This window comes from Xanthomonas bonasiae (genome assembly GCF_014836395.1).
Taxonomy (GTDB): Bacteria; Pseudomonadota; Gammaproteobacteria; order Xanthomonadales; family Xanthomonadaceae; genus Xanthomonas_A; species Xanthomonas_A bonasiae.
Genome location: NZ_JACSQX010000005.1, coordinates 350,884 through 371,179, shown reverse-complemented (window position 1 = coordinate 371,179; position 20,296 = coordinate 350,884). Strand labels below are relative to the sequence as shown.

General features: G+C 67.9%; 13 protein-coding genes. 2 read left to right on the top strand and 11 right to left on the bottom strand.

Annotation, left to right across the window (positions count from 1 at the left end; genetic code table 11):
• Window positions 1-85 precede the first annotated feature (85 nt).
• The 11 genes from H9658_RS10395 to H9658_RS10345 all read right to left on the bottom strand — a co-directional run bounded on the left by H9658_RS10395 (window position 86) and on the right by H9658_RS10345 (window position 16,477).
• Window positions 86-670: a hypothetical protein gene (locus H9658_RS10395; RefSeq protein WP_191825275.1), complete on the bottom strand. Its 585-nt coding sequence runs from the start codon at window positions 668-670 to the stop codon at window positions 86-88.
• Window positions 671-851: 181 nt separating this feature from the next.
• Window positions 852-1,661 (bottom strand): fructosamine kinase family protein, encoded by an 810-nt coding sequence (locus tag H9658_RS10390; protein WP_191825274.1) that lies wholly within the window; start codon window positions 1,659-1,661, stop codon window positions 852-854.
• Between the two features lie 171 nt (window positions 1,662-1,832).
• Window positions 1,833-2,978 carry an N-acetylglucosamine-6-phosphate deacetylase gene (gene nagA / locus H9658_RS10385; RefSeq protein WP_179567287.1) on the bottom strand — a complete coding sequence of 382 codons (1,146 nt, stop codon included), beginning with the start codon at window positions 2,976-2,978 and terminating at the stop codon, window positions 1,833-1,835.
• A complete protein-coding gene (locus H9658_RS10380; RefSeq protein ID WP_191825333.1) occupies window positions 2,978-4,006 on the bottom strand; it encodes an SIS domain-containing protein in 1,029 nt (342 codons plus the stop codon). The genes nagA and H9658_RS10380 overlap by 1 nt, the downstream gene beginning before the upstream one ends.
• Before the next feature lie 8 nt (window positions 4,007-4,014).
• The gene (locus tag H9658_RS10375) at window positions 4,015-5,082 is read right to left on the bottom strand and encodes a LacI family DNA-binding transcriptional regulator (RefSeq protein ID WP_179567289.1); all 1,068 of its coding nucleotides are present in this window, start codon (window positions 5,080-5,082) and stop codon (window positions 4,015-4,017) included.
• A 42-nt stretch (window positions 5,083-5,124) separates the two neighbouring features.
• Entirely contained in the window at window positions 5,125-6,405 is a 1,281-nt protein-coding gene (locus H9658_RS10370) for a sugar MFS transporter (RefSeq protein ID WP_179567291.1), read from the bottom strand.
• Window positions 6,406-6,443: 38 nt separating this feature from the next.
• On the bottom strand, window positions 6,444-7,166 hold the full coding sequence (locus tag H9658_RS10365; protein WP_179568040.1) for a GntR family transcriptional regulator: 723 nt from the start codon (window positions 7,164-7,166) through the stop codon (window positions 6,444-6,446).
• Window positions 7,167-7,270: 104 nt separating this feature from the next.
• On the bottom strand, window positions 7,271-8,425 hold the full coding sequence (locus tag H9658_RS10360) for an acyltransferase family protein (protein ID WP_191825273.1): 1,155 nt from the start codon (window positions 8,423-8,425) through the stop codon (window positions 7,271-7,273).
• Window positions 8,422-10,674 (bottom strand): alpha-N-acetylglucosaminidase, encoded by a 2,253-nt coding sequence (locus tag H9658_RS10355; protein ID WP_225209890.1) that lies wholly within the window; start codon window positions 10,672-10,674, stop codon window positions 8,422-8,424. The genes H9658_RS10360 and H9658_RS10355 overlap by 4 nt, the downstream gene beginning before the upstream one ends.
• Window positions 10,675-10,780: 106 nt before the next feature.
• Window positions 10,781-13,666 carry a beta-galactosidase GalA gene (gene galA / locus H9658_RS10350; RefSeq protein ID WP_191825271.1) on the bottom strand — a complete coding sequence of 962 codons (2,886 nt, stop codon included), beginning with the start codon at window positions 13,664-13,666 and terminating at the stop codon, window positions 10,781-10,783.
• A gap of 111 nt (window positions 13,667-13,777) precedes the next feature.
• Window positions 13,778-16,477: a TonB-dependent receptor gene (locus H9658_RS10345; protein ID WP_191825270.1), complete on the bottom strand. Its 2,700-nt coding sequence runs from the start codon at window positions 16,475-16,477 to the stop codon at window positions 13,778-13,780.
• Between the two features lie 733 nt (window positions 16,478-17,210).
• On the opposite strand from H9658_RS10345, the gene H9658_RS10340 reads away from it, so the two are divergent.
• Both H9658_RS10340 and H9658_RS10335 read left to right on the top strand, forming a co-directional pair.
• Complete coding sequence (locus tag H9658_RS10340) at window positions 17,211-17,384, top strand: hypothetical protein (RefSeq protein ID WP_191825269.1); 174 nt, start codon at window positions 17,211-17,213, stop codon at window positions 17,382-17,384.
• Window positions 17,385-17,608: 224 nt separating this feature from the next.
• Window positions 17,609-20,239: a TonB-dependent receptor gene (locus H9658_RS10335; protein ID WP_191825268.1), complete on the top strand. Its 2,631-nt coding sequence runs from the start codon at window positions 17,609-17,611 to the stop codon at window positions 20,237-20,239.
• Window positions 20,240-20,296 lie beyond the last annotated feature (57 nt).

Genomic DNA, 20,296 nt, shown 5'->3' with positions numbered 1-20,296 from the left:
AACGGGTTCAGCGGCACATGCCCGCCTACCAGCTCGCCACACTCGTCAAAATTTGCGGGAAGCCACCTCGACGCTCGGCAAATCGCTAAAACTCACAAAGAAATTTTCTTTCCCGAACCTTATTGATAACGGTCAATCTCCGGCCAGAAATCTCTATTTTGTTGACTTCAAAATCAACCAGGAACGGGTCCGGATTTAAGGTCAGCAGTATCTTCTCCTCTCCACTCCTGCGACCCTGCTCGCCAGGATGGCAAGCCACCAGCTCGTAACGATCGCACCGATAGCGATGAAAGAGAGCCACGATGCCGTCGCTGCCTTTGACGGCACCAGCCGGCTTCTCATACTTGAACCCCTGAACGAACCCGACCGCGATCGCCATTTTCAAGTCTTCAAATAGGCTCACATCGAAGAAACCATCAATCTTTTGAAACCCTTCCAGACATTTCGAAACGAAATAGCCATGAATTTCATCATCGCGTGGAGTTTTCTCTAGGCGCTCAAAGGTCTCGGCCGTGCTGACCACGAAGGCACGAGAACCAACAATTTTCATATCCTCCCGAGCCCCTTCTTCAAATACGAAACGGTTGAAATTGCCGAGCGACAGCCGACGATCGCTCAACCACGCTGATACGAAAATCGCCAGATAATTTGAGCAAAGCTGATATTTCACCCGGTTTTCGGACGAGCATTTGTAGGGGTTCAAGTTGAGGTAGACCCCGGCAACTCTCATATCAAGGCCTCTTCGGTTAATGTTGGCGCAAGCTGTGAGCAACCGTGGCAGACTTCCTCCTCTACAGGCGGCTTGGATCCGGGTCACCGTTGATACATTCGCTCGCTGTGGATGCCCGATCCTACCCGAAGCGGGCGAGGACCTGCTCCACCTGCGCTCGGTAGCCATCACCGAACAGGTTGAGGTGATTGAGCAGATGGTAGAGGTTGTACAGCGGCGCGCGTTCGCGCCAATCCTTCGCCAACGGCGCGTGTTCGGCGTAGCTGCGCAGCAGTTGCGGATCGGGTTCGCCGAACAGCGTCAGCATCGCCAGTTCGGCCTCGGCCCAGCCGTAGTGCGCCGCGCCGGCATCGATCAGCGCCGGCAGGCCGTCGCCGGCGCAATGCAGGTTGCCCTGCCATAGATCGCCGTGCAGCAATACCGGCGGCTGCGTCGGAATCAGTTGCGGCAGGCGTACGCACAGCCGTTCCAGGCGCGCCATGTCCGCGGGAACCAGTGCAGCATTGCGCAGCGCGCGCTCGGCCTGCGGGCGCAGCCGCCGTTCGACGAAGAAGCGATGCCCGTCGCTGTCGGCGCCATTGTCCTGCGGACTGTCGCCGATGTAGCCGTCGTGGTCGAAACCGAAGTGGCCGCCGCGTACGCGGTGCTGGCGTGCCAGGCCCTCGCCGGCGAGCCGGGCGAAGTGCGGATGCGGGACCGCCGCTCCCAGGTCTTCGAGCAGCAACCAGTCTTCGCCTTGCGCGTACACCTGCGGCACGCGGAGACCACCCGCAGCGCGCAGCGCGTCCAGGCCGCGCACTTCGGCGGCGAAGAAATCGGCCGGCATCGCGCGGCGGCGTTTGCAGATCGCGTCGCGGCCGTCGCGCAACGTCAGCCGGTGCAGGCCGTCGTGCGGCGGCAAGGCGAACAGGTCGGAACCGGCGGTAGGCATCGGCTCAGGCTAGAGGGCGTTTCGCTTGGGTGCGATCGGCATTCACGGCGCAGCGCGTCGCGACTGAAGTCGCTCCCACACCTGGATCGAAATCGCCGGCACGCCGGCAACGAACGCCACCCGCTTGCGCGAGGGCGGACGCGCGCGGCGCACGATCGGCAACGCCGCCGATTATTCCACCGCCCCCGCGATCCAGGTCTGCCGCACCTGCAGCGCGTCGTCGAGCAGCACCAGGTCGGCCTGGTAGCCGGGCGCGATGCGACCGTAGCGGTCGTCCAGGCCCAGGCATTGCGCCGGATACAGCGAGGCCATGCGTGCGGCTTCGTCCAGGCTCACGCCCAGCCATTGCACGCTGTTGCGGACCGCGCTGGCCATGTCCAGCGCCGAACCGGCCAGCGCGCCGGCCGCGTTGCGCACCACGCCGTCCACCTCGGTGATGGTTTCGCCGTACAGGTCGAAGCTGGGGCTGTCGGCGCCGACCATCGGCATCGCATCGGTGACCAGGAACAGCGTGCCGCGCGGCTTGGCCGCCAGCGCCACGCGCAGGCTGGCCGGATGCACGTGCACGCCGTCGACGATCAGCCCGCACCAGGCGTGGCGGTCTTCCAGTGCGGCGCCGACCGCACCGGGATCGCGTCCTTGCAGCGGCGACATCGCGTTGTACAGATGGGTGAAGCCGCACACGCCCGCATCCAGGCCGGCACGGATCTCGTCGTAGCTGCCGGCGGTGTGGCCGGCGAACACGCGCGCGCCGGCAGCGGCCAGCGTGCGGATGCTGTCGACCGGCAGCCGTTCCGGGGCCAGCGTGATCAGGGTGACGCCGTTGTCCAGCGAGGTGGCCAGCGCCAGTTCGGCGGCATCGGGCACGCGGAACTTGTCCACGTTGTGGGTGCCCTTGCGCGCCGGCGCCAGGTACGGCCCTTCCAGGTGGATGCCGAGCACGCCCGGCACGCCGGCGGCGATGGCCTCGCGGGTCGCGGCGATCGCCGCGCGCATCACTTCGACATCGTCGCTGATCAGCGTCGGCAGGTAGCCGGTGGTGCCGTAGCGGCGATGCGCCTGGCCGATGCGGCGCAGCGCCTCGACGTCGGTGCTGTTGTTGAACAGCACGCCGCCGCCGCCGTTGACCTGCACGTCGATGAACCCCGGCAACAGCGTGCCGCCGCCCAGGTCCAGCTGCGTCGTCGCCGCCGCCACGCGCGCGTCGCCGTCGTCGAGCAGCGCGGCGATGCGCCCGTCCTGCAGCAGCACGCTCACGCCGTCGAGGAATCCATCCGCACCGAGCACGCGCGCATTGCGCAGCGCCGTCGTCGTCATTACACCGTCTCCGTCACTTTGTTCAGATGCGGCGGCAGGTCCGGGTTGTAGCCGCGGCGCAGCGCCAGCGCGTTGATCGCGCGGTAGAAACTCTGGATGGTCAGCAGCGGCGCGCACACCGGGTGCGGCGCGGCGACCAGCGGCAGGTCGCCGTCGGCGCTGGCCAGCCACACCTGCGCGCCGCGGCCGCGGAACTCCTCGGCCAGGCTGCGGGTGCCGGCGCCGGTTTCGTCCGGCTGGTCGAAGGCCAGCACCGGGAAGCCGGGGCCGACCAGCGCCATCGGCCCGTGCTTCACTTCCGCCGAGCTGTAGGCCTCGGCATGCAGACCGCAGGTTTCCTTGAACTTCAACGCCGCTTCCTGCGCCGCGGCCAGGCCCAAACCGCGGCCGAGCACGAACAGGTTGTGCGCATCGACCAGGCCGTCGGTGAGGGGGCGCCAATCGGCCTGCCACGCGACGCGCAGCGCCTGCGGCAGCGCGTCGAGCGCGGCGAGCAGCGTCGCATCGTTCTTCCAGTGCGCGCCGAGCTGCAGGATCGCCGCCAACGAGGCCAGGTAGCTCTTGGTCGCGGCCACGCTCTTCTCCGGGCCGGCGCCGAGCGCGATCACGGTGTCAGCCAGCTGCGCCAGCGGCGAATCCTCGACGTTGACCAGCGCCACCACGCGCGCGCCGGCGGCCTTGGCCGCCTCGGCGTTGCGCAGCAGGTCCGGGCTCTTGCCCGACTGCGAGATCACCACGTACAGCGCGCCGCGCAACTGCAGCGGCGATTCGTATACCGAACCCACCGACGGCGAGGCCGAGGCGGTGACCACGCCGAGCTGGGTCTCGAACAGGTACTTGGCGTAGGTCGCGGCGTGGTCGGAACTGCCGCGCGCGCAGGTGACCACGAACGGCGGCGGATCGGCGCGCAGCGAAGCGGCCAGCGCGCTGACGACGGCATGGTTGCGCGCGAACTGCGCGGCGACGACATCGGCGGTTTCCGCGGCTTCGCGGAACATCAGGGTTTCGGTTTCGGTGGGCAGTGCCATGGGCAGGGTCATGTGGGATCGGGGGAAGGAGAACGGCGGGACTGCGGCTGCATCGGCGCGGTGGAGCCGCGCACCACCAGCTGCGGCACGAAGCCCTGGTTGTGCATCGGCGCCGGATGGTCTTCATAGGCGTCGCTGCGCAGCTGGCTGATCAGCAGCCGTGCGGCGTGGCGCGCGATGTCTTCGGTAGCCTGCTTGGCGGTGGTCAGCGCCGGCCACGACTGGCGCGAGAACGGGCTGTCCTCGAAGCCGGCGATGGACAGGTCGTAGGGCACGTTCATGCCCGCCGACTTGGCCGCGGCCAGCACGCCGGCGGCGATCTCGTCGTTGGAACCGAAGATCGCGGTCGGCGGCTCGCGCAGCGCCAGCAGCCGCCGCGCGCCGCGGAAGCCGTCATCGAAGGTGTAGTCGCCGGGCACCACCAGGTGCTTGTCCAGGGTGATGCCGTAGTCCTTCAGCGCGGCCTCGTAGCCGGCGTAGCGCTCGCCGCTGGAGCGGTGCGAGGTGCCGCCCCACAGGAAGCCGATGCGCTGGTGACCGAGCTGGATGAGGTGCTCGGTGACCTCGTAGGCCGCATCGCGGTCGTCGACGTAGACGCAGGGGCCGTCCTTCGGATCTTCGGTGGCGGCGATGATGCGCACGGTCTTGATCCCGCGCGCGGTCAGCGCCGCGACCAGCTCGGCGCGCTCGGACATCGGCGCGGTCAGCACCAGCCCGGCCAGGCGCGAACGCTGGGTCCATTCGGCCAGCTCCTCGGCCAGCATCGGCGAGGTCGAATCGCAGGGATGGATCTGCAGGCCGAAGCCGGTCTCGCGGCACGCCGCCAGCACGCCGTTCTGCACGCCGATGATGTGGTACGGGTTGGGGTTGTCGTACACCAGCCCGATCACGAACGGGGTGCCGCTGCGCAGGTTGCGCGCCGACGGATCCGGTTCGTAGTCCAGCTCGGCGATGGCGTGCAGCACGCGCGCGCGCGTGGCCTGCATCACCGACGGTTCGTTGTTGATGACCCGCGACACGGTCTTCAACGACACCCGCGCCCGCTCGGCGACATCTTTGATGGTGGGTCTACGCATACTGCGGTCCTGCACGTCGGGAAGTACGCCCATGATGCGCGATCACGCGCGGGCGGAGGCTTGGCCGGCGCGGTGGCCGACCAGGGAATAGAACAGGATGTACAGGTAGCACGGCACCATCAGCAGCAGGAACACCAGCTGGAAGTCGAAGTGCTGCTTCAGCACCGCGAACAGCTGCGGGATGATCGCGCCGCCGGCGATGCCCATCACCAGCAAGGCCGAGCCGATCTCGGTGTGGCGGCCCAGGCCCTTGATCGCCAGCGGGAAGATCGCCGGCCACATCATCGCGTTGGCGAAGCCGAGCGCGGCGACGAAGCCCACCGACACGTAGCCATGGGTGAAATAGGCGCCGGCCGAGAACAGCACGCCGAGCAGCGCCGAGATGCTGAGGTAGCGCGCCTGCGAGATCAGCGTCGGGATCAGCAGCAGGCCGGCCACGTAGCCGGCCAGCATCGCCGCCAGGGTGTAGGAGGTGAACAGCTTGGTGTGGTCCAGCGGCAGGTGGAAGCCGTTGCCGTAGGTGCCGATCGCATCGCCGGCCATCACTTCCACGCCCACGTACACGAACAGGCACAGCACCCCCAGCCACAGGTGCGGGAACTGGAAGATGCTGGTCTTCTGCGCCGGACTGCCGGCGCCGACCGGCGCGGCGTTGACTTCCGACGCCTTCAGTTCCGGCAGCGGCGAGAACAGCACGCCGATCGCCACCACCACCAGCACGCCGGCCATCACCAGGTACGGCAGGTGGATCTTGGCGGCGAACGCGGTCAGCAGCGCTTCCTTGGCCACCGGATCGGCGGCCTGCACCTGCGCGGCGAGGTCGCCGACGCCGTGCAGCACCAGCGTGCCGATCAGGAACGGCGCCAGGATGCCGGCGATCTTGTTGCAGATGCCCATCACCGCGATGCGCCGTGCCGCGCTCTCGATCGGGCCGAGGATGCTGATGTAGGGATTGATCGCGGTCTGCAGCAGCGCCAGGCCGCTGCCGATCACGAACAGGCCGGCCAGCGCGCCGGGATAGAAGCGCTGCGTGGCGAACTGGCCGAACGCCGCCGCGCCCGCCGCCATCACCACCAGGCTCAGCGCCAGGCCCTTCTTCATGCCGGTGCGCTTGAGGATCCACGACGACGGCAGCGCCAGGAAGAAGTAGGACAGGTAGAACACCATCAGCACCAGGAACGCGTTGACCTCGTTGAGGTCGAACGCCAGCCGCACGAAGGTGATCAGCGGGCCGTTGATCCAGGTGAAGAAGCCGATGATGAAGAACAGCAGGCCGACGATGGCGATCGAGGCGAAAGGACTGGCAGGCCGTGCGGTGGTCATGGGCGGGCGGGCTCCGGAAAGGCGCGTGGGTCGGTCGATCAGCGTCGCAGTTCGGCGACGAAGTCGTAGTAGTCGTTGTGGCAATAGGTGTCGGTCAGCTCGATCGCGCTGCCGTCGCGGGTGTAGCCGACCCGCACCACGTGCAGGATCGCCTCGCCTTCCTTCATGCCCAGGTGCCCGGCCAGCCGCGCCGGCAGGTTGATCGCACGGAAGTACTGCAGCGCGCGCACCACCGGGGTGCCCTGCGCGTCCAGGTAGGCGTACAGCGAATCGCCGATGGCCAGCGGATCGGGCACGGTGCGCTGCGGCAGCACCGCCTTCTCGTAGGCCATGACCCGGCCGTCGGCGCTGCGCAGGCGGGTCAGCGACGCCACCACGGTATCGGGCGACAGGCCCAGGCGCAGGATCTCTTCGCCGTGCGCCGGGCGCACGCGCCGCTCCAGCCAGCGCGTGCCCGGCTCCAGGCCCTTCATCCGCAGGGTCTCGCTGAAACTGGCCAGGCCACTGAGCTGGTGCTGGATATGCGAGGTGATGAAGGTGCCGGCGCCCTGCCGGCGCGAGACCAGGCCCTGTTCGACCAGCGCATCCACCGCCTGGCGCAGGGTCACCCGCGACACCTGCAATTGTTCGCACAGCTGGCGCTCGGCCGGCAGGGCCTCGCCCGGCTTCCACTGGCCGCCCTTGATCGCCTCGACCAGCTTGCTGGCCAGCTGCAGGTACAGCGGGGTCGGCGCGCTCGGGTCCACGGCCAGGCCTGCCAGTCTGGGGTCGGCCTCCGGCTTGGGCTTGGTCATCGTGCTCCCTCCGGACCGTATGGATTCATTATGTCCAATATAGTACCAATCCGCGGCCTGTGCACGCCGGGTCAGAGCCGCAGGTACAGCCGCCGCCGGTCCATCCACCAGCCCATCGTCCAGCACAGCAGGGTGTAGGCCAGGGCGCAGGCCAGACTGCCCCAGGGTCCCGGCAGCAGCCGCTGGAACACCGCGATGCCCAGCCATTGGTATAGGTCCCACCCGCTGTCGCCGGCCGGGACCAGCCGCAGGGCGATCACGAACAGCTCGGAAAACAGGTAGATCGCCAATGGATTGCGCCCGAGCACGGTGAAGAAGCCGCTGCCGGCCTGCCACTGGCGCACTTCGATCGCCCACAGCAGCGCGCCCAGCAGCAGCAGATCCAGGCCCACGGTCAGCAGCACGAACGAGCCGGTCCACAGCTTCTTGGCCAGCGGGAACCACGGCTGCCAGGCCAGCGCCAGCAGCGCCAGCGCGATGCCGGCCAGCAGCAGCCAGCGCACCGTGCGCGCCTGCTTGCCGACGCGGCGCACGTACAGGCCGGTCAGGTAGCCGGCGACGACATTCACCGTGGCCGGCAGCGTGCCGAGCAGGCCTTCCGGATCGAAGCCGCCGTCCTTGCGGTACAGCTGCGCCGGATCCAGCAGCCACAGGTCCAGGCGCGTGCCGGCGTTGCCGAGCTTGCTCAGTTCCGCGCCCGGCTGGCCCCACAGGTACAGCGCCGCCCAGTAGCCGAGCAGCAGCGCGACGCAGGCGGCCAGCAGGCCGCGCGGCGGCAGCCAGCGGCACAGCAGCGCGGCCAGCGCGTAGCACAGCGCGATGCGCTGCAGCACGCCCGGCACCCGGGTCTGGTCGATCGCGGTGAAGCTCCAGCTGCCGTCGGCGCCCTGGTGCACGAACGGGAACCAGTACATCAGGAAGCCGAGCAGGAAGATCAGCGCGCTGCGCTTGCCGACCCGGCGCAGGAACGCGCCGAGCGGCTGGCCGCGGTCCAGCGCGAAGCTCATCGCGTTGCCGACCGCGAACAGGAACGACGGGAACACCAGGTCGGCGGCGGTGAAGCCGAACCACGGCGCGTGCCGCAGTTGCACGAACGCATCGGCGCCGGCACCGGGCGTGTTGACCAGGATCATCAGGAAGATGGTCAGGCCGCGGAACACGTCCAGCGACAGGAAGCGTTCGCGCGACGGCGCCGCGGTGGGGATGCTCACGGAAGCGGCGCTCATCGGGCATCCACCTGCTGCAGCAGCGTGCGCACCGCGGCGACCGGATCGGCCGGCGCTTGGCGTGCGTAGGGTGTCTCGCGCTTCACCCAGTCCCGCTCCCAGGCGCGCAGTCGCTGCTGCAGCGCCGCCTCGTCCACGCTGCCGCCGTCGACCGCCGCCGCCCGCAGCGCCTGCATCGCCAGCGCCCAGCGCGGCAGGTAGTAGTCGGCGTACATGCCCTGCCAGGCCTTGGACGCGTAGTCGCCGAGATTGCCCTCGCCGCCCCACACGCTGACCTGCGCCTTGGCGTCGCGCCGGTAGTAGGCCGCGTCCTGCGGCGTCTTCGCGTAGCCGGCGGCATCGTCGAGCCAGCTCGACAGGGTCTCCTGCTGGCCGCCGACCAGGCCGTCGAGCTGCTGCACCGCCGCCTGCACGCGGGCGAAGGCGGCATCGCCGACGGCGACGTCGCCGCGCCTGTACGCGGCCACCGCCTGCTGCAACTGCGCATCCACGCGGCCGGTGGCGTAGTGGCGGGCGAAGTCGACCAGGTCGTAGCGGTACAGCGGCGCGTCGGCGTACTCCGGCGCCAGCGCGAGCAGTTGCTCCAGCGCGCGGCGCAGGCGCGGCGAATCGCCGGGCGCGCCTTCGAATTCGCCGATGTCCAGCGTCGGCCGCTTGAACAGCAGGTAGGCGCCGGCGCGGCTGCGCCACCAGCGCGGCGTCCAGTAGCGGGTCGACAGCACCGAGGCCTGCAGGTCGTCCCAGGCCGCGCGCAGCGCCGGCGAGGTATGTCCGTAGCGGGCGCGGGTGTAGTCGCCGAGCCAGTCCTGCAGCGAACGCTCCTGCCCGCCCCAGGCCAGTGCATACATGTACTCGTAGACCACCGAGTTGTTGTGCAGCCCTTCGGGGAACGCGCCGAAGCCGACCAGCTGCTGCTTGTCCTTGTCGGCGAGCAGCGCGCGCAGGTCGTCGCGGTAGAACGCCAGGTCGCCGTACACCGGATTGCTGCCGCCGTAGTTGTGCACGTAGCCGTAGATCCATTGCTTGCCGTCGAACGCGTCGGACAGTTTCCAGGTGCCCGGGTAGCGATCGTTGCCGATGTCCAGCACCAGCAGTTTGTCGTTGGGCACCTCGCGCAGGAACGCGGCGATCGCCTGCGGCGTCCAGAAATGGCGGTCGGCGCCGAACAGCCAGCCCTGCATCACCCACACCGCGTCGGGATTGGCGCGATGGATCGATTCGTAGAGCGCACGGCCGTAGTCGGCCAGGCGCTTGTCGCGCTGTGCCGGCGGCACTTCGGGCGGCGCGGTCTTGGCCGTGTTGGCGGTGCTGTCGCCGTAGCTGGCCAGGCGCGCGTCGCTGCCGTCGGCGGCGATTGGCGGCAGCATCTCGTTGAACGCATCGGCCAGGTAATAGGTGCCCTTGCCGTACGTGCGGTCGTAGAGCTGGATGAAACGCTGCGCGATCCTGGCGAACAGCGGATCGGCCGGATCCAGCCAATAGGTTTCGTGGAAGCCTTCCCAGGCGCGCATGCGGTAGATGCGCGCATGCGGATGCGCCTGCGCGAACGCCTTCGGCACGTAGCCGGCGAAGGCCGGCAACACCGGCTTCATGCCCAGCGCGCGCATGCGCTGCAGGATGCGCAGCTGCAGCGCATGCTTGTCGTCGATCCACTGCTGCGGCAGCGGCGCGTCGTAGCCTTCGATGTTGCCCATGCGCTGCCACGGCGCGAACGCCGGGCCGGAGAAATACTGCGCCAGGTCCGCGTCGCTCGCCCCCAACTCGCGCCACAACGCCTGCCACACGTAGTCCTGGCCTTCCATCGCCAGCGGCATGTCGACGCCGTGCAGCGCCATCCAGTCGATCTCGCGTTCCCAGCGCGCCCAGTCCCACCACGGCGTGGTGTAGCCGTAGGTGCACACGTTGAGATAGGCACGGTAGGCGAACGGCGTGACCACGCGCTGCCCGCTGAAATCGGCATACGCGGCAGGCAGCGCGACCCGGCTGCCCTCCCAGCTCACCGAGGCGGCGCCGATCGATTGCAGATAGCTGTACGCGCCATGCGCCAGCGCCACTTCCGAGGACCCGGACACACGCAGCGTGCCGGCGTCGGCGGCGACCTGGTACCAGTCGTTGCCGTTGCCGCGCGGCTGCCGTTGCAGGGTCAGCGCGGCCGCGCGCGGACCCAGCGTGCGCAACAGTACGCCGCGCGCGGCGTCGCCTTGCGCGTCCTGTACGGGTGCCGCAACCGCGGCCGGCGCCAGCAGCATGCAGGCCAGCAGCAGCGCGGCTTGCCCGGGGACCGGCAACGCGCGCACGAAGCGCATCCAGGCACGTGCGTGCGGGAAGGCATGGCGGAAAACTCGCTTCATTCGGTCAATACTCCACTATCGCGACATCGTCGAAGCCGAAAGGCATTCCGGCCGTCACCTGCATCACCACCGCGAGCACCCGTTCGCCGTCCGCAGGCGGCAAGCGCAGTTGCGCATGCTGCCCCGCAGCCACCCGGGCGACCAGCTTCCGGTCCAGATACACCTGCGCCGCGCCGGTCGCGCGCCCCAGCCGCAGCACGCCGCCGCGCTGCTGGATCCCGGCCCACGGGGTGAACGCGGTGCGGTACAACACATAGCCATCGCGCTCGGCGCGCGTCTCCAGGTTGCCCGGCTGGCAGAAGCTCCAGCTGTTGTTGTCGTTGGGCGCGCGCGGCAGCGCCGGATCCGGCGGCGCGGCGAACGGCAACGTGCGCCGCCAGCCCGGCACCACCATCGCCGCGGCGGCCGGCGGCAGCGACGGCGGCAAGGCCACCGCATCCAGGCCGATCGTCGCCTGCGCAGCTCGCAGGCCAGGCGCGCGCGCCTCGATGCGCAGCCGGCGCTGGCCGGTGCCGGCCTCGACGATGGCCTGCGCCAGGCCATTGAACAACTGCACCTGCGGCACGTTGTCGGCCGCGAGCCGATTCGGATCGCCGTTGCCGACGCCGAGCAGGCGCCCGCCGTCGACCTGCAGCGCGATCTGCGCATCGGCGAACGGCACGTGGCGGCCCTGCGCATCCACCGCTTCCAGGGTGATCGGCTGCGCGTCGCGGCCGTCGCCGCGCATCCGCGCGCGGTCCGGGGTCAGCCGCAGCGCGACCGGCGCGCCGACCGTCTGCACCCGCTGCCGCGCCACCTCGCGGCCATCGCGATAGGCCACCGCCTCCAGCACGCCCGGCGCATACGCCACCTGCCAGGCATTCATTTCGATCCGGTCCACCACCTGCCGCCCCTGCGACTGCCCGTTGAGCCACAGCTCCACCTGCTGCGCGTTGCAGAACGCCATCACCTTGATCGGCGTGCCTTCGCGGCCCGGCCAGTTCCAGTGCGGCAGCAGCTGCAGCACCGGTGCAGCGTCGATCCACTGCGCCTGACGCAGCCAGTAGGCGCCTTTCGGGAAACCGCACAGATCCATGATGCCGAAGAACGAGGACACCGACGGCCATTCGAACGGGGTCGGCTCGCCGCGGTAGTCGAAGCCGGTCCAGACGAAACTGCCGGCGAGATAGGGACGCTCGTCGATCAGCTTCCACGACGTGCGATGGGTGTTGCCCCACGGCGCGGCGACCGAATCGTCCTCGGCGATGACGTGCGCGTCCATGTCGGTGAACCAGGCGCCGCGGGTCTGGAACGCGCTGGTGTCCTCGCTGGACAGCAGCGGCTTGTGCGGCATCGCCGCGCGCACCCGGTCGTAGTTGAACTGGCGGTAGTTGAAGCCGACCACGTCCACCGCGTCGGCCGCGTTGCGCTGGGTCAGCATGCCGTCGTTCATCGCCGCGGTCACCGGGCGGCTGTCGTCCAGCTCGCGCACCAGCGCCACCGCGCGGCGCACCATTTCGTAGCCGGCGGCAGTGCCCTGCATCGGTTCCTCGTTGAACACCGACCACAGGAACACACAGGCGCGGTTGCGGTCGCGGCGCACCAGCCAGCGCAACTGCGCGGCGTAGTCGGGCGCGGGATTGAATACGCGGTTCTCGGCCATCACCAACATGCCCAGCCGATCGCAGACGTCGAGCAGCTCGCTGGCCACCGCGTGGTGCAGGCGGATCGCATTGCAGCCCAGCGCCTTGAGCCGGCGGATGCGGAACTCCAGCAGGCTGTCGGGCACCGCCACGCCGACCCCGGCATGGTCCTGGTGCAGGCAGGCGCCCTTGATCTTCAGCGGCCGCTCGTTGAGGAAGAAGCCCTGCTGCGCATCGAAGCGCAGCGTGCGAAAGCCGATCGCGCATTCGCGGCGGTCGCGCTCGCGGCCAGCGCTGCGCAGCACCGCCGCGACCCGGTACAGATGCGGCGCGGCCACGTCCCAGCGCTGCGGCCGCTGCACCTGCAGCTCGACCTGCGCCACCGCCTGCGCCAGCGCGCCGACCTGCAACGCGCTGCTGCCCTGCGCCAGCAGCGTGCCGTGCGCGTCGTACAGCGCCACCTCCAGCAGCGCCGCGTCGGCCTGCTCGCCGGCATTGGCGACGGTGACCGCAACCGGCAGCGTCCAACGTTCGCCGTCGCCGATCCGCGGCACCGCATGCACGCCATCGCCGACGATATGCAGCGCATCGCGCACCGCCAGCCAGGTGTGCCGGTAGATGCCCGCGCCTTCGTACCACCAGCCGTCCATCGCCTCGGCATCCACGCGTACCGCGATGCTGTTGAGGTCCTGGCCGTAGCGCGCGATCGCGCTCAGGTCGATGGCGAACCCGTCGTAGCCGCTCCAGCTGCGCGCCATCAGCAAACCGTTGACCCACACCGTGGCGCGGCTGGAAATGCCGTCGAACCGCAGCTCCAGCGCCTTGCCGCGCTGCGCCTCGTCCAGTCGCAGGCTGCGCCGGTACCAGGCGATGCCGCGGCGGCGATAGCCTTGCGCGACATTGGCGCTGGCCTCGATCGGCTGCTCGATGGCGAAATCGTGCGGCAGCCGCAGCTGCCGCCATTGGCTGTCGTCGAAATCGCCCGCGGCCGCGCCCCAGGCCTTGCCCGCCTTGGCGTTGTCGTAGCTGGCGTCCTGCCCGCTGATCGGCGGGAACGGGATGTCGCCTTCGTGGAAGCGCCACCCCTCGTCCAGGCAGAACAGGCCCGGATCGGCCGCCAGCGTCGGCGCCGGCACCGCCGCTGCGGCAGTGCCGGAGGCGGTGCCGGCCATGCCGGCATCCGCCGCGCTGCCCGCCCAGCTCAACCGCGGCGCCGCCAGCAGCAGGCCGGCACCCGCGCCGCCTGCCAGGAATTCTCGTCGTTGCATGCGCTTGCCCTGGAACCTGTGAATGCGATCGGGATAGGACACGTTGCCCTGCCCGGCGCCACCGCGGCGCCGGGCAGGCTGCGGACTATCCTGCAAGCGACCGCATCGCCCTCACAGGATGTCCCACTGCATCGACACGTAGAAGCTGCGGCCGGTGACGCCGGTCATCTGCCAGCGGCTGCTGATGTCCTTGTACGCCTCTTCCTTCTTGTCGGTCAGGTTGAGCCCGCCGAGCTGGAAACTGAGCGTATCGGTGGCCTGGTAGCCGAGCACCGCGTCGAGCTGGGTGCGCGCCTTCATGGTGTGGCCTTCGCGGGCGAAGAAGCTGTCGCTGCTGTCCTGCTCGTACTCGCTGCGGTGGTTCAGCGACAGCCGCGCGGAGAACATTGCGTTCTCCCAGTAGCCGGTGGCGTTCCAGGTCTTCTCCGACAGGTTGCGGATCTTGAAATCGGTGTCGCGCTGCGGGAGCACCCGGGTGAAGTTGGCGGTCAGGCCGAAGCCCTGGATCGGCAGCCACGCGTCGAACGATTGCGTCCAACCCAGTTCGTAGCCCTTGATCTTGACCTTGCTCGGATCGTTCCGGGTGGCGGTGATCTCGTAGATGTTGCCGCTGCCGTCCACGCAATCGCCGGAACTGTTGCTGGACAGCGCCGCGCCGTTGAACGTGGTCGGGCACACGATGCTGTTGAAGGTACCGTTCTTGACCTGCTTCCAGAAGCCGGCCAGGGTCAGCCCGCCGCCCTGGCCGTAGTACCACTCCAGGCTGAGGTCGGCCTGGTCGGCGGTCAGCGCCTTCAGGTCGGTCTGGCCCAGCGACACGTCGTAGGTGGTGGTGCCGCCGGTGTTGCTGCCCGAGGAGATGGTGGTGGCGATGGCGGTGTTGCTGTCCAGGATCGGCCGCACCAACACCTTGCCGGCGGCGAAGCGCAGCAGCAGGTCCTCGCGCATGTCCAGCACCAGGTTCAGGCTCGGCAACCAGTTGTGGTAGTCGTACGGCGCGCGTTCGGTGCCGACCACCTCGTTGGCGTCCTCGCTGTACTGCGAGGCGGTGGTCAGGTAGGTGTCGGTGGTGCGCTTGGTGTTCTCGTAGCGCACGCCGACGTTGCCGCGCAGGCGCATGCTGCCGATCTCGGTATCGATCTTGGCCAGCGCGTAGGCGGAGAAGATGTCGTTGCGGATGTGGTAGCTGGCCTGCGGCGCGAACAGCACCGGCACGGTGATGCCGGAGGCGGCCAGCGCGTCGGCGTAGGCGTACACGTCCGGCGCCACCCAGCCGCTCTGCGACGCCAGGTTGCCGTCGAGGAAGTTGCTGACGCTGGAGCTGGCCGCCGACAGTTCCGGGAACATGGCGTAGCCGGAGACCGCGCCGGAGTTGATCAGGTACAGGAAGTCGCGGCGCCAGACGTTGCGGTCGAAGGTCTCGCGGCGGAACTTGGTGCCGAACTTCACCGAGTCCAGGAAGCCGGCGCCGACATAGCGTTCGGCATCGAACTGCAGCGACCATTCCTTGTTGCTGAGCTTGGTGATCGCGCCGTTGGGGTATTCGTCGCGCACCAGGTTGGCCTGGTCCCAGGCGCTGGCGTCGTTGGCGTCGGCATCGGTGGTCAGCGAGATCGCGCCGGGATTGGACATGTCGAACAGTGTCGCCGACGGCAGGCGACCGAGGATCACCGCGCGCTCGTCCTCGTCGGTCTTGCCTTCGGTGTAGTTGGCCACGCCGCTGAAGGTCCACGCATCGCCCTTCCACTTGGCGTCCCAGGTCACCAGCTGCGAAGTGAGATCGTGGCGCTCGAGCTGGCGGTTGTTCTCCAGCCAGTAGTTGGACGCCGACACCTTGGTCGCGGTCAGGTCCTTGGTCTCGAGCACGGTGAGGTAGTTGCGGTCGAAGGAATAGACCAACTGATTCATGTCGTTGTCGGTCTTGTCCTGCGAGTACAGCGCGGTCAGGTTCATCTCCAGCCGGTCGTTCGGTCTCCACTGCAGGCCGGCGGTGAGCATCTTGCGATCGGTCTCGCGCTCGATCGAGCGGTAGCGCGGGCGGCGCGGGATGTACAGGGTGCCGTCGTCGGTGTCCTGGGTGTACCAGCGGTCGATCCACAGGTAGTCGGCGCGATCCTTGAGCTTCTGGTAGCCGGCGTTGACGAACACGCCCAGTTGGCCGCCATCGGCGAGCTGGAACTGGTCGATGTAGGTGAGCACCGCCTTCGGCGTCGGCGCGCCGCCGGCGAATTCGGAGTACTGCTCCTTCGCCGACAGGATCAGCTTGCGCTCCTTGTAGTCCAGCGGCTTGGTCGTCTCGATGTTGACCGTGCCCGACAGCCCGCCGGCATCCATGTCCGCCGACGGCGACTTGATCACCTCGATCGCCGCGGCCACTTCCGGCTGGATGATGTCGTAGCGGAAACCGTCGGTGAAATCGGCGCTCTTGATGGTCTGGCCGTTGATCGTGGTGGCCGAATACTGCGGGCCCAGGCCGCGGATGCTGATGGTCGAGCCGCGGCCGTTGATGGTGGAGATCTGCACGCCGGGAATGCGCTGGATCGCCTCGGCGATGTTCTCGGCCGGGAACTTGCCGATGTCCTCGGAGGAGATGCCGTCGGTCATGCGCGCGTCTTCGCGCTTGTTGTCCAGCGCGGTAATCAGGCTCTTCTGGTAGGAGCTGGTGACGGTGACCGTGTCGAGCTGGGAGATGGAATCGGATGCGGGCGCTTGCTGCGCCTGCGCTGCGGCACTGAGCAGGCCGAACGCGATGGCGCTGGCGAGGACGGACAGGGAACAGCAGTGCGGACGGGAGCGGGCGGCATGTGGCATTGGGCTATCCTGGTTGATGGCTGATCGGCACGGCACGTCTGACATCCAGCGGCAGCGATCGGCAGGCAGCACCCTCCATTGCGCCCGACGCGACGCGCAGGGCGATGCCGTCCGTGCGGACACGGAGTCGATGGAACGTGCTGTCTGTTGCGGCGCCTCGTGGTGCGCAAGGCGCGTCCCCGTCCCTACCCCGGAGCGGGCGATTGCATGCTGCTGGACTGATCGATCCCGAATTGGCAAAGACCAATTCCAGGCGCTTCGATTCTTATGGTCTTAGAAAGATTGTGTCAACGCTGCAATGCCCACAATCGGCAAATGGCGCCTGGACTTGCTGCGCGCTCCAGAAAATATCTTTCATTATCAGAAACTTGTCGATCAGAAATATTTTGTGCGCGTCCGCTTTCACGCATCGTTGTCACGATACCTATGTCGCACCAATTCTACGAATGAGACCAATTTTGTGCACCGCGACATGACTGCGCCGCGTTCTCATTTGCGCGCCGCCACCGCCGTCCCGGCGATCCGCATAACCCGTTGATGCAGCTGCGTTTCGACGAGCACGGATGGCGACAGCGGGACGCCGGCCGGCGTTACGCATGGCGAAACCAGCACCAGACGAATTTTCCGGACAAGACTTGACATCGTTGTCATAGCCTCGTAAGAATCGGCACACACGGGGGTGGGGCCGCGCATACGCGGCGCAAAAGCGGGCCATGGGAGGCATGTGATCGCAATGATCCTGACGCGCGAGTCGCGTGCCGCACTCGGCACGCCGTTGCAATACCACACGCCGTTGCACGCCCTGTTCGCCACCGGGGTCGGCATACCGCTGTCCGCCGCAGCGGCTGGCATCGCCGTGGCCAGCGCCGCCCTGCCGCATCGGCATCGTTTCAGCTCGACAGCTTGACGCAGCGCGTCGCGCACCACGGCGGCACGTTGCACCAGGCATTGCACGCACAAGCGAAACCGGCGGCCCCAGCGCCGGAAGACTCCAGCCAGCCACACCGCGCATCACCCACGCAGCAACACAGCAGGCATCAGCACCGCAGGCAGTAAGGCAACAGGCAGAGCCGGCACGCAGCGCAACGCTCGCGCGCCGCGTCGACCCATTGAATGATGAGGAGAGACATCATGCAATACCGCCATTCCGTCTTGTCCGCAGCAATCCTCGCCACCCTGGCCTGCGCCGCGCAGGCGCAGCAGGCCGGCGGCGATGCCACCGACCTGGACGCCGTCCAGGTCGTGGGCATCCGCGCCAGCCTGGAAAAATCGCTGGACACCAAACGCAACAACGTCACCGTGTCCGAAGCGATCACCGCCGAGGACATCGGCAAGTTCCCCAGCACCAACGTCGCCGAAGCGTTCGCGCAGATTCCCGGGGTCACCATCGACCGCCGCTTCGGCCAGGGCGAGCGGGTCAGCATCGACGGTACCGATCCCAGCCTCAACCTGTCGTTCCTGGACGGCCACCCGGTGGCGCAGGCGATCTGGCTGTACGGCGAGCAGCCCAACCGCGGTTTCGACTACACCCTGCTGTCGCCGCAGATCCTGGGGCGGGCGGAGATCGTCAAATCCTCCGAGGCGCGGTTGGTCGAAGGCAGCCTCGGCGGCACCGTGCTGATGCACAGCCGGCAGCCGCTGGACCTGAAGGCCAACGAGATCGCCGGCTCGGTCGGCTACAGCTACAGCCAGCAGGCCAGCGAGGGCAAGCCGAACGCCTCGCTGCTGTACAGCTGGAAGAACCCGCAGGAGACCTTCGGCATCGCGGTGTCCGCGCAGCACTACGAGGAGCGCGTCGATCGCCAGGGCATGGAAGTGTTCGGCTACGCCAAGGCCGCGACCTTCGGCAACGCCGGCGGCGTGCCCGCCGATGCGGACGTGCCCAACTCGGTCAACGCGGCCTGGTTCCAACAGGACCGCAAGCGCGACAGCGCCGTGCTCAACCTGCAGCTCAAGCCCAGCGATGCGTTGGAGTTCAACCTCAGCGGCCTGTACATCAAGGAGCACTTCGACAACTACAACCAGTCGATGTACAGCTTCCTGACCTGGAACCAGGGCACCATCGACGCGGTGGACGCGCTCGGCAGCGTGCGCAACGGCGTGGTCGGCAGCGGCCATTCCGGCGCCAACGCCAATGCCGGCGGCGGCACGGTGATCTACGACAACAACGTGCGCCAGTCGGAAGTCGTCACCAAGGGCATCGACCTGCGCGGCGCGTTCCGCGGCGAAGGCTGGGGCGTGAGCGGCCAGGTCGGGCAGAGCAAGTCGGACAACAAGGACCTGTCGCAATACTTCATCGAACCGTTCTACAACGGCGGCTTCAGCTGGGATCTGCAACGCGGCATCCGCTTCGACGATCCGGCCGGCGCGCGCGATCCGGCCAACTGGGGCTCGGCCGGCGGCTGGTTCGGCAACAACGGCATCTTCGCCACGCACAGCAAGGACCGCTACGCCCAGCTGGATTTCAACCTGCAGTTCGACAGCGTGTTCAACCAGCTGCTGTTCGGCGTGCGCCAGGGCAAGCACGACGAAGACTTCACCTTGAACGTGTACGGCGGCGTCACGCCCGGCACCCTGGCCGACGTGGGCACGATCGGCCTGACCGACATCCAGGGCTTCTATCCCGACCAAGGCCAACACGTGCAGGCGGGGCGCGGCAACGTCATCGACTGGATCCGCAACAGCCCGGTGGACTACGCCAATCCCGACCCGGCCAGCTACCTCAACAACAGCTGGGCGCTGCAGCAGACCAACAACGCCGCCTACGTGCAGCTGAACTTCTCCAACGGCGGCCTGCGCGGCAACCTCGGCGTGCGCTACGTGGATTCCAAGACCGAGGGCAGCGGCTTCGTCTACAGCGGCACGCCGACGCTGGACGACCTGGACGGCAAGTGGCAGACCCGCACCAGAAAGGAGAACTTCCTGCTGCCGTCGTTGAACCTGGCCTACGACACCGACACCGACTGGGTGTTCCGCTTCGCCGCGGGCAAGGTGATCGCCTGGGCGCCGTACAACCAGATGGTCAACAACACCTTCTTGAACGACACCACGCTCACCGGCAGCGGCGGCAACGCGGCGCTGTCGCCGTACGAATCGTGGAACTTCAACCTGTCGGCCGAGTACTACTTCGCGCAGCAGGCGGTGGTGGCCTGGTCGCTGTTCTACAAGAAGATCGACAACTACATCGACACCTCGGCCACGATCGAACGCCAGTACAACTCGATCCGCGACACCTCGCCGCAGACCTGGGCGCAGATGCTCGGCAGCAACGGCTGCACCGCCGACGGCTACTGCGACTACAGCATCCAGCGCCCGCGCAACGCCGGCGACGGCAAGGTCAAGGGCTTCACCCTCGCCTACCAGCAACCGTTCGGCAGCAGCGGCTTCGGCCTGACCGCCAACTACACCTATGCCAACGGTGAGAACAACACCGGCGACCGCCTGCCCTACCAGTCGCGCAACAGCGTGGCCTTCAGCCCGTACTACGAGAAGGGGCCGTGGAACGCGCGCATCAGCCTGAACTGGCGCGACAGCTATCTGGCCGGCGGCTACGTCGCCGGCGCCGCGCCGGCCAGCGTCGACGACTATACCGACCTGGGCGCGAGCATCGGCTATGCGATCAGCGAACAGTGGTCGCTGCAGGTGGACGCGCAGAACCTGCTGGACGAGGACTACTTCCAGTACCTGGGCGACAAGGACCACCCGGCCGGACGCTACAAGAACGGCCGCCGCTACATGGCCACGCTGCACTTCAAGTTCTGAGCGCGATCCGGCGCTCGGCTGCAGCCGGAACCACGCTTTCTGTAGGAGCGGCTTCAG

What these genes read in the sequence shown, in the direction of transcription:
- H9658_RS10390 (WP_191825274.1), bottom strand. Translation starts at nt 1,661, where the DNA reads ATGCCTACCGCCGGTTCCGACCTGTTCGCCTTGCCGCCGCACGACGGC.
- nagA (WP_179567287.1), bottom strand. Translation starts at nt 2,978, where the DNA reads ATGACGACGACGGCGCTGCGCAATGCGCGCGTGCTCGGTGCGGATGGA.
- H9658_RS10380 (WP_191825333.1), bottom strand. Translation starts at nt 4,006, where the DNA reads ATGGCACTGCCCACCGAAACCGAAACCCTGATGTTCCGCGAAGCCGCG.
- H9658_RS10375 (WP_179567289.1), bottom strand. Translation starts at nt 5,082, where the DNA reads ATGCGTAGACCCACCATCAAAGATGTCGCCGAGCGGGCGCGGGTGTCG.
- H9658_RS10370 (WP_179567291.1), bottom strand. Translation starts at nt 6,405, where the DNA reads ATGACCACCGCACGGCCTGCCAGTCCTTTCGCCTCGATCGCCATCGTC.
- H9658_RS10360 (WP_191825273.1), bottom strand. Translation starts at nt 8,425, where the DNA reads ATGAGCGCCGCTTCCGTGAGCATCCCCACCGCGGCGCCGTCGCGCGAA.
- H9658_RS10355 (WP_225209890.1), bottom strand. Translation starts at nt 10,674, where the DNA reads ATGCTGCTGGCGCCGGCCGCGGTTGCGGCACCCGTACAGGACGCGCAA.
- galA (WP_191825271.1), bottom strand. Translation starts at nt 13,666, where the DNA reads ATGCAACGACGAGAATTCCTGGCAGGCGGCGCGGGTGCCGGCCTGCTG.
- H9658_RS10345 (WP_191825270.1), bottom strand. Translation starts at nt 16,477, where the DNA reads ATGCCACATGCCGCCCGCTCCCGTCCGCACTGCTGTTCCCTGTCCGTC.
- H9658_RS10340 (WP_191825269.1), top strand. Translation starts at nt 17,211, where the DNA reads ATGATCCTGACGCGCGAGTCGCGTGCCGCACTCGGCACGCCGTTGCAA.
- H9658_RS10335 (WP_191825268.1), top strand. Translation starts at nt 17,609, where the DNA reads ATGCAATACCGCCATTCCGTCTTGTCCGCAGCAATCCTCGCCACCCTG.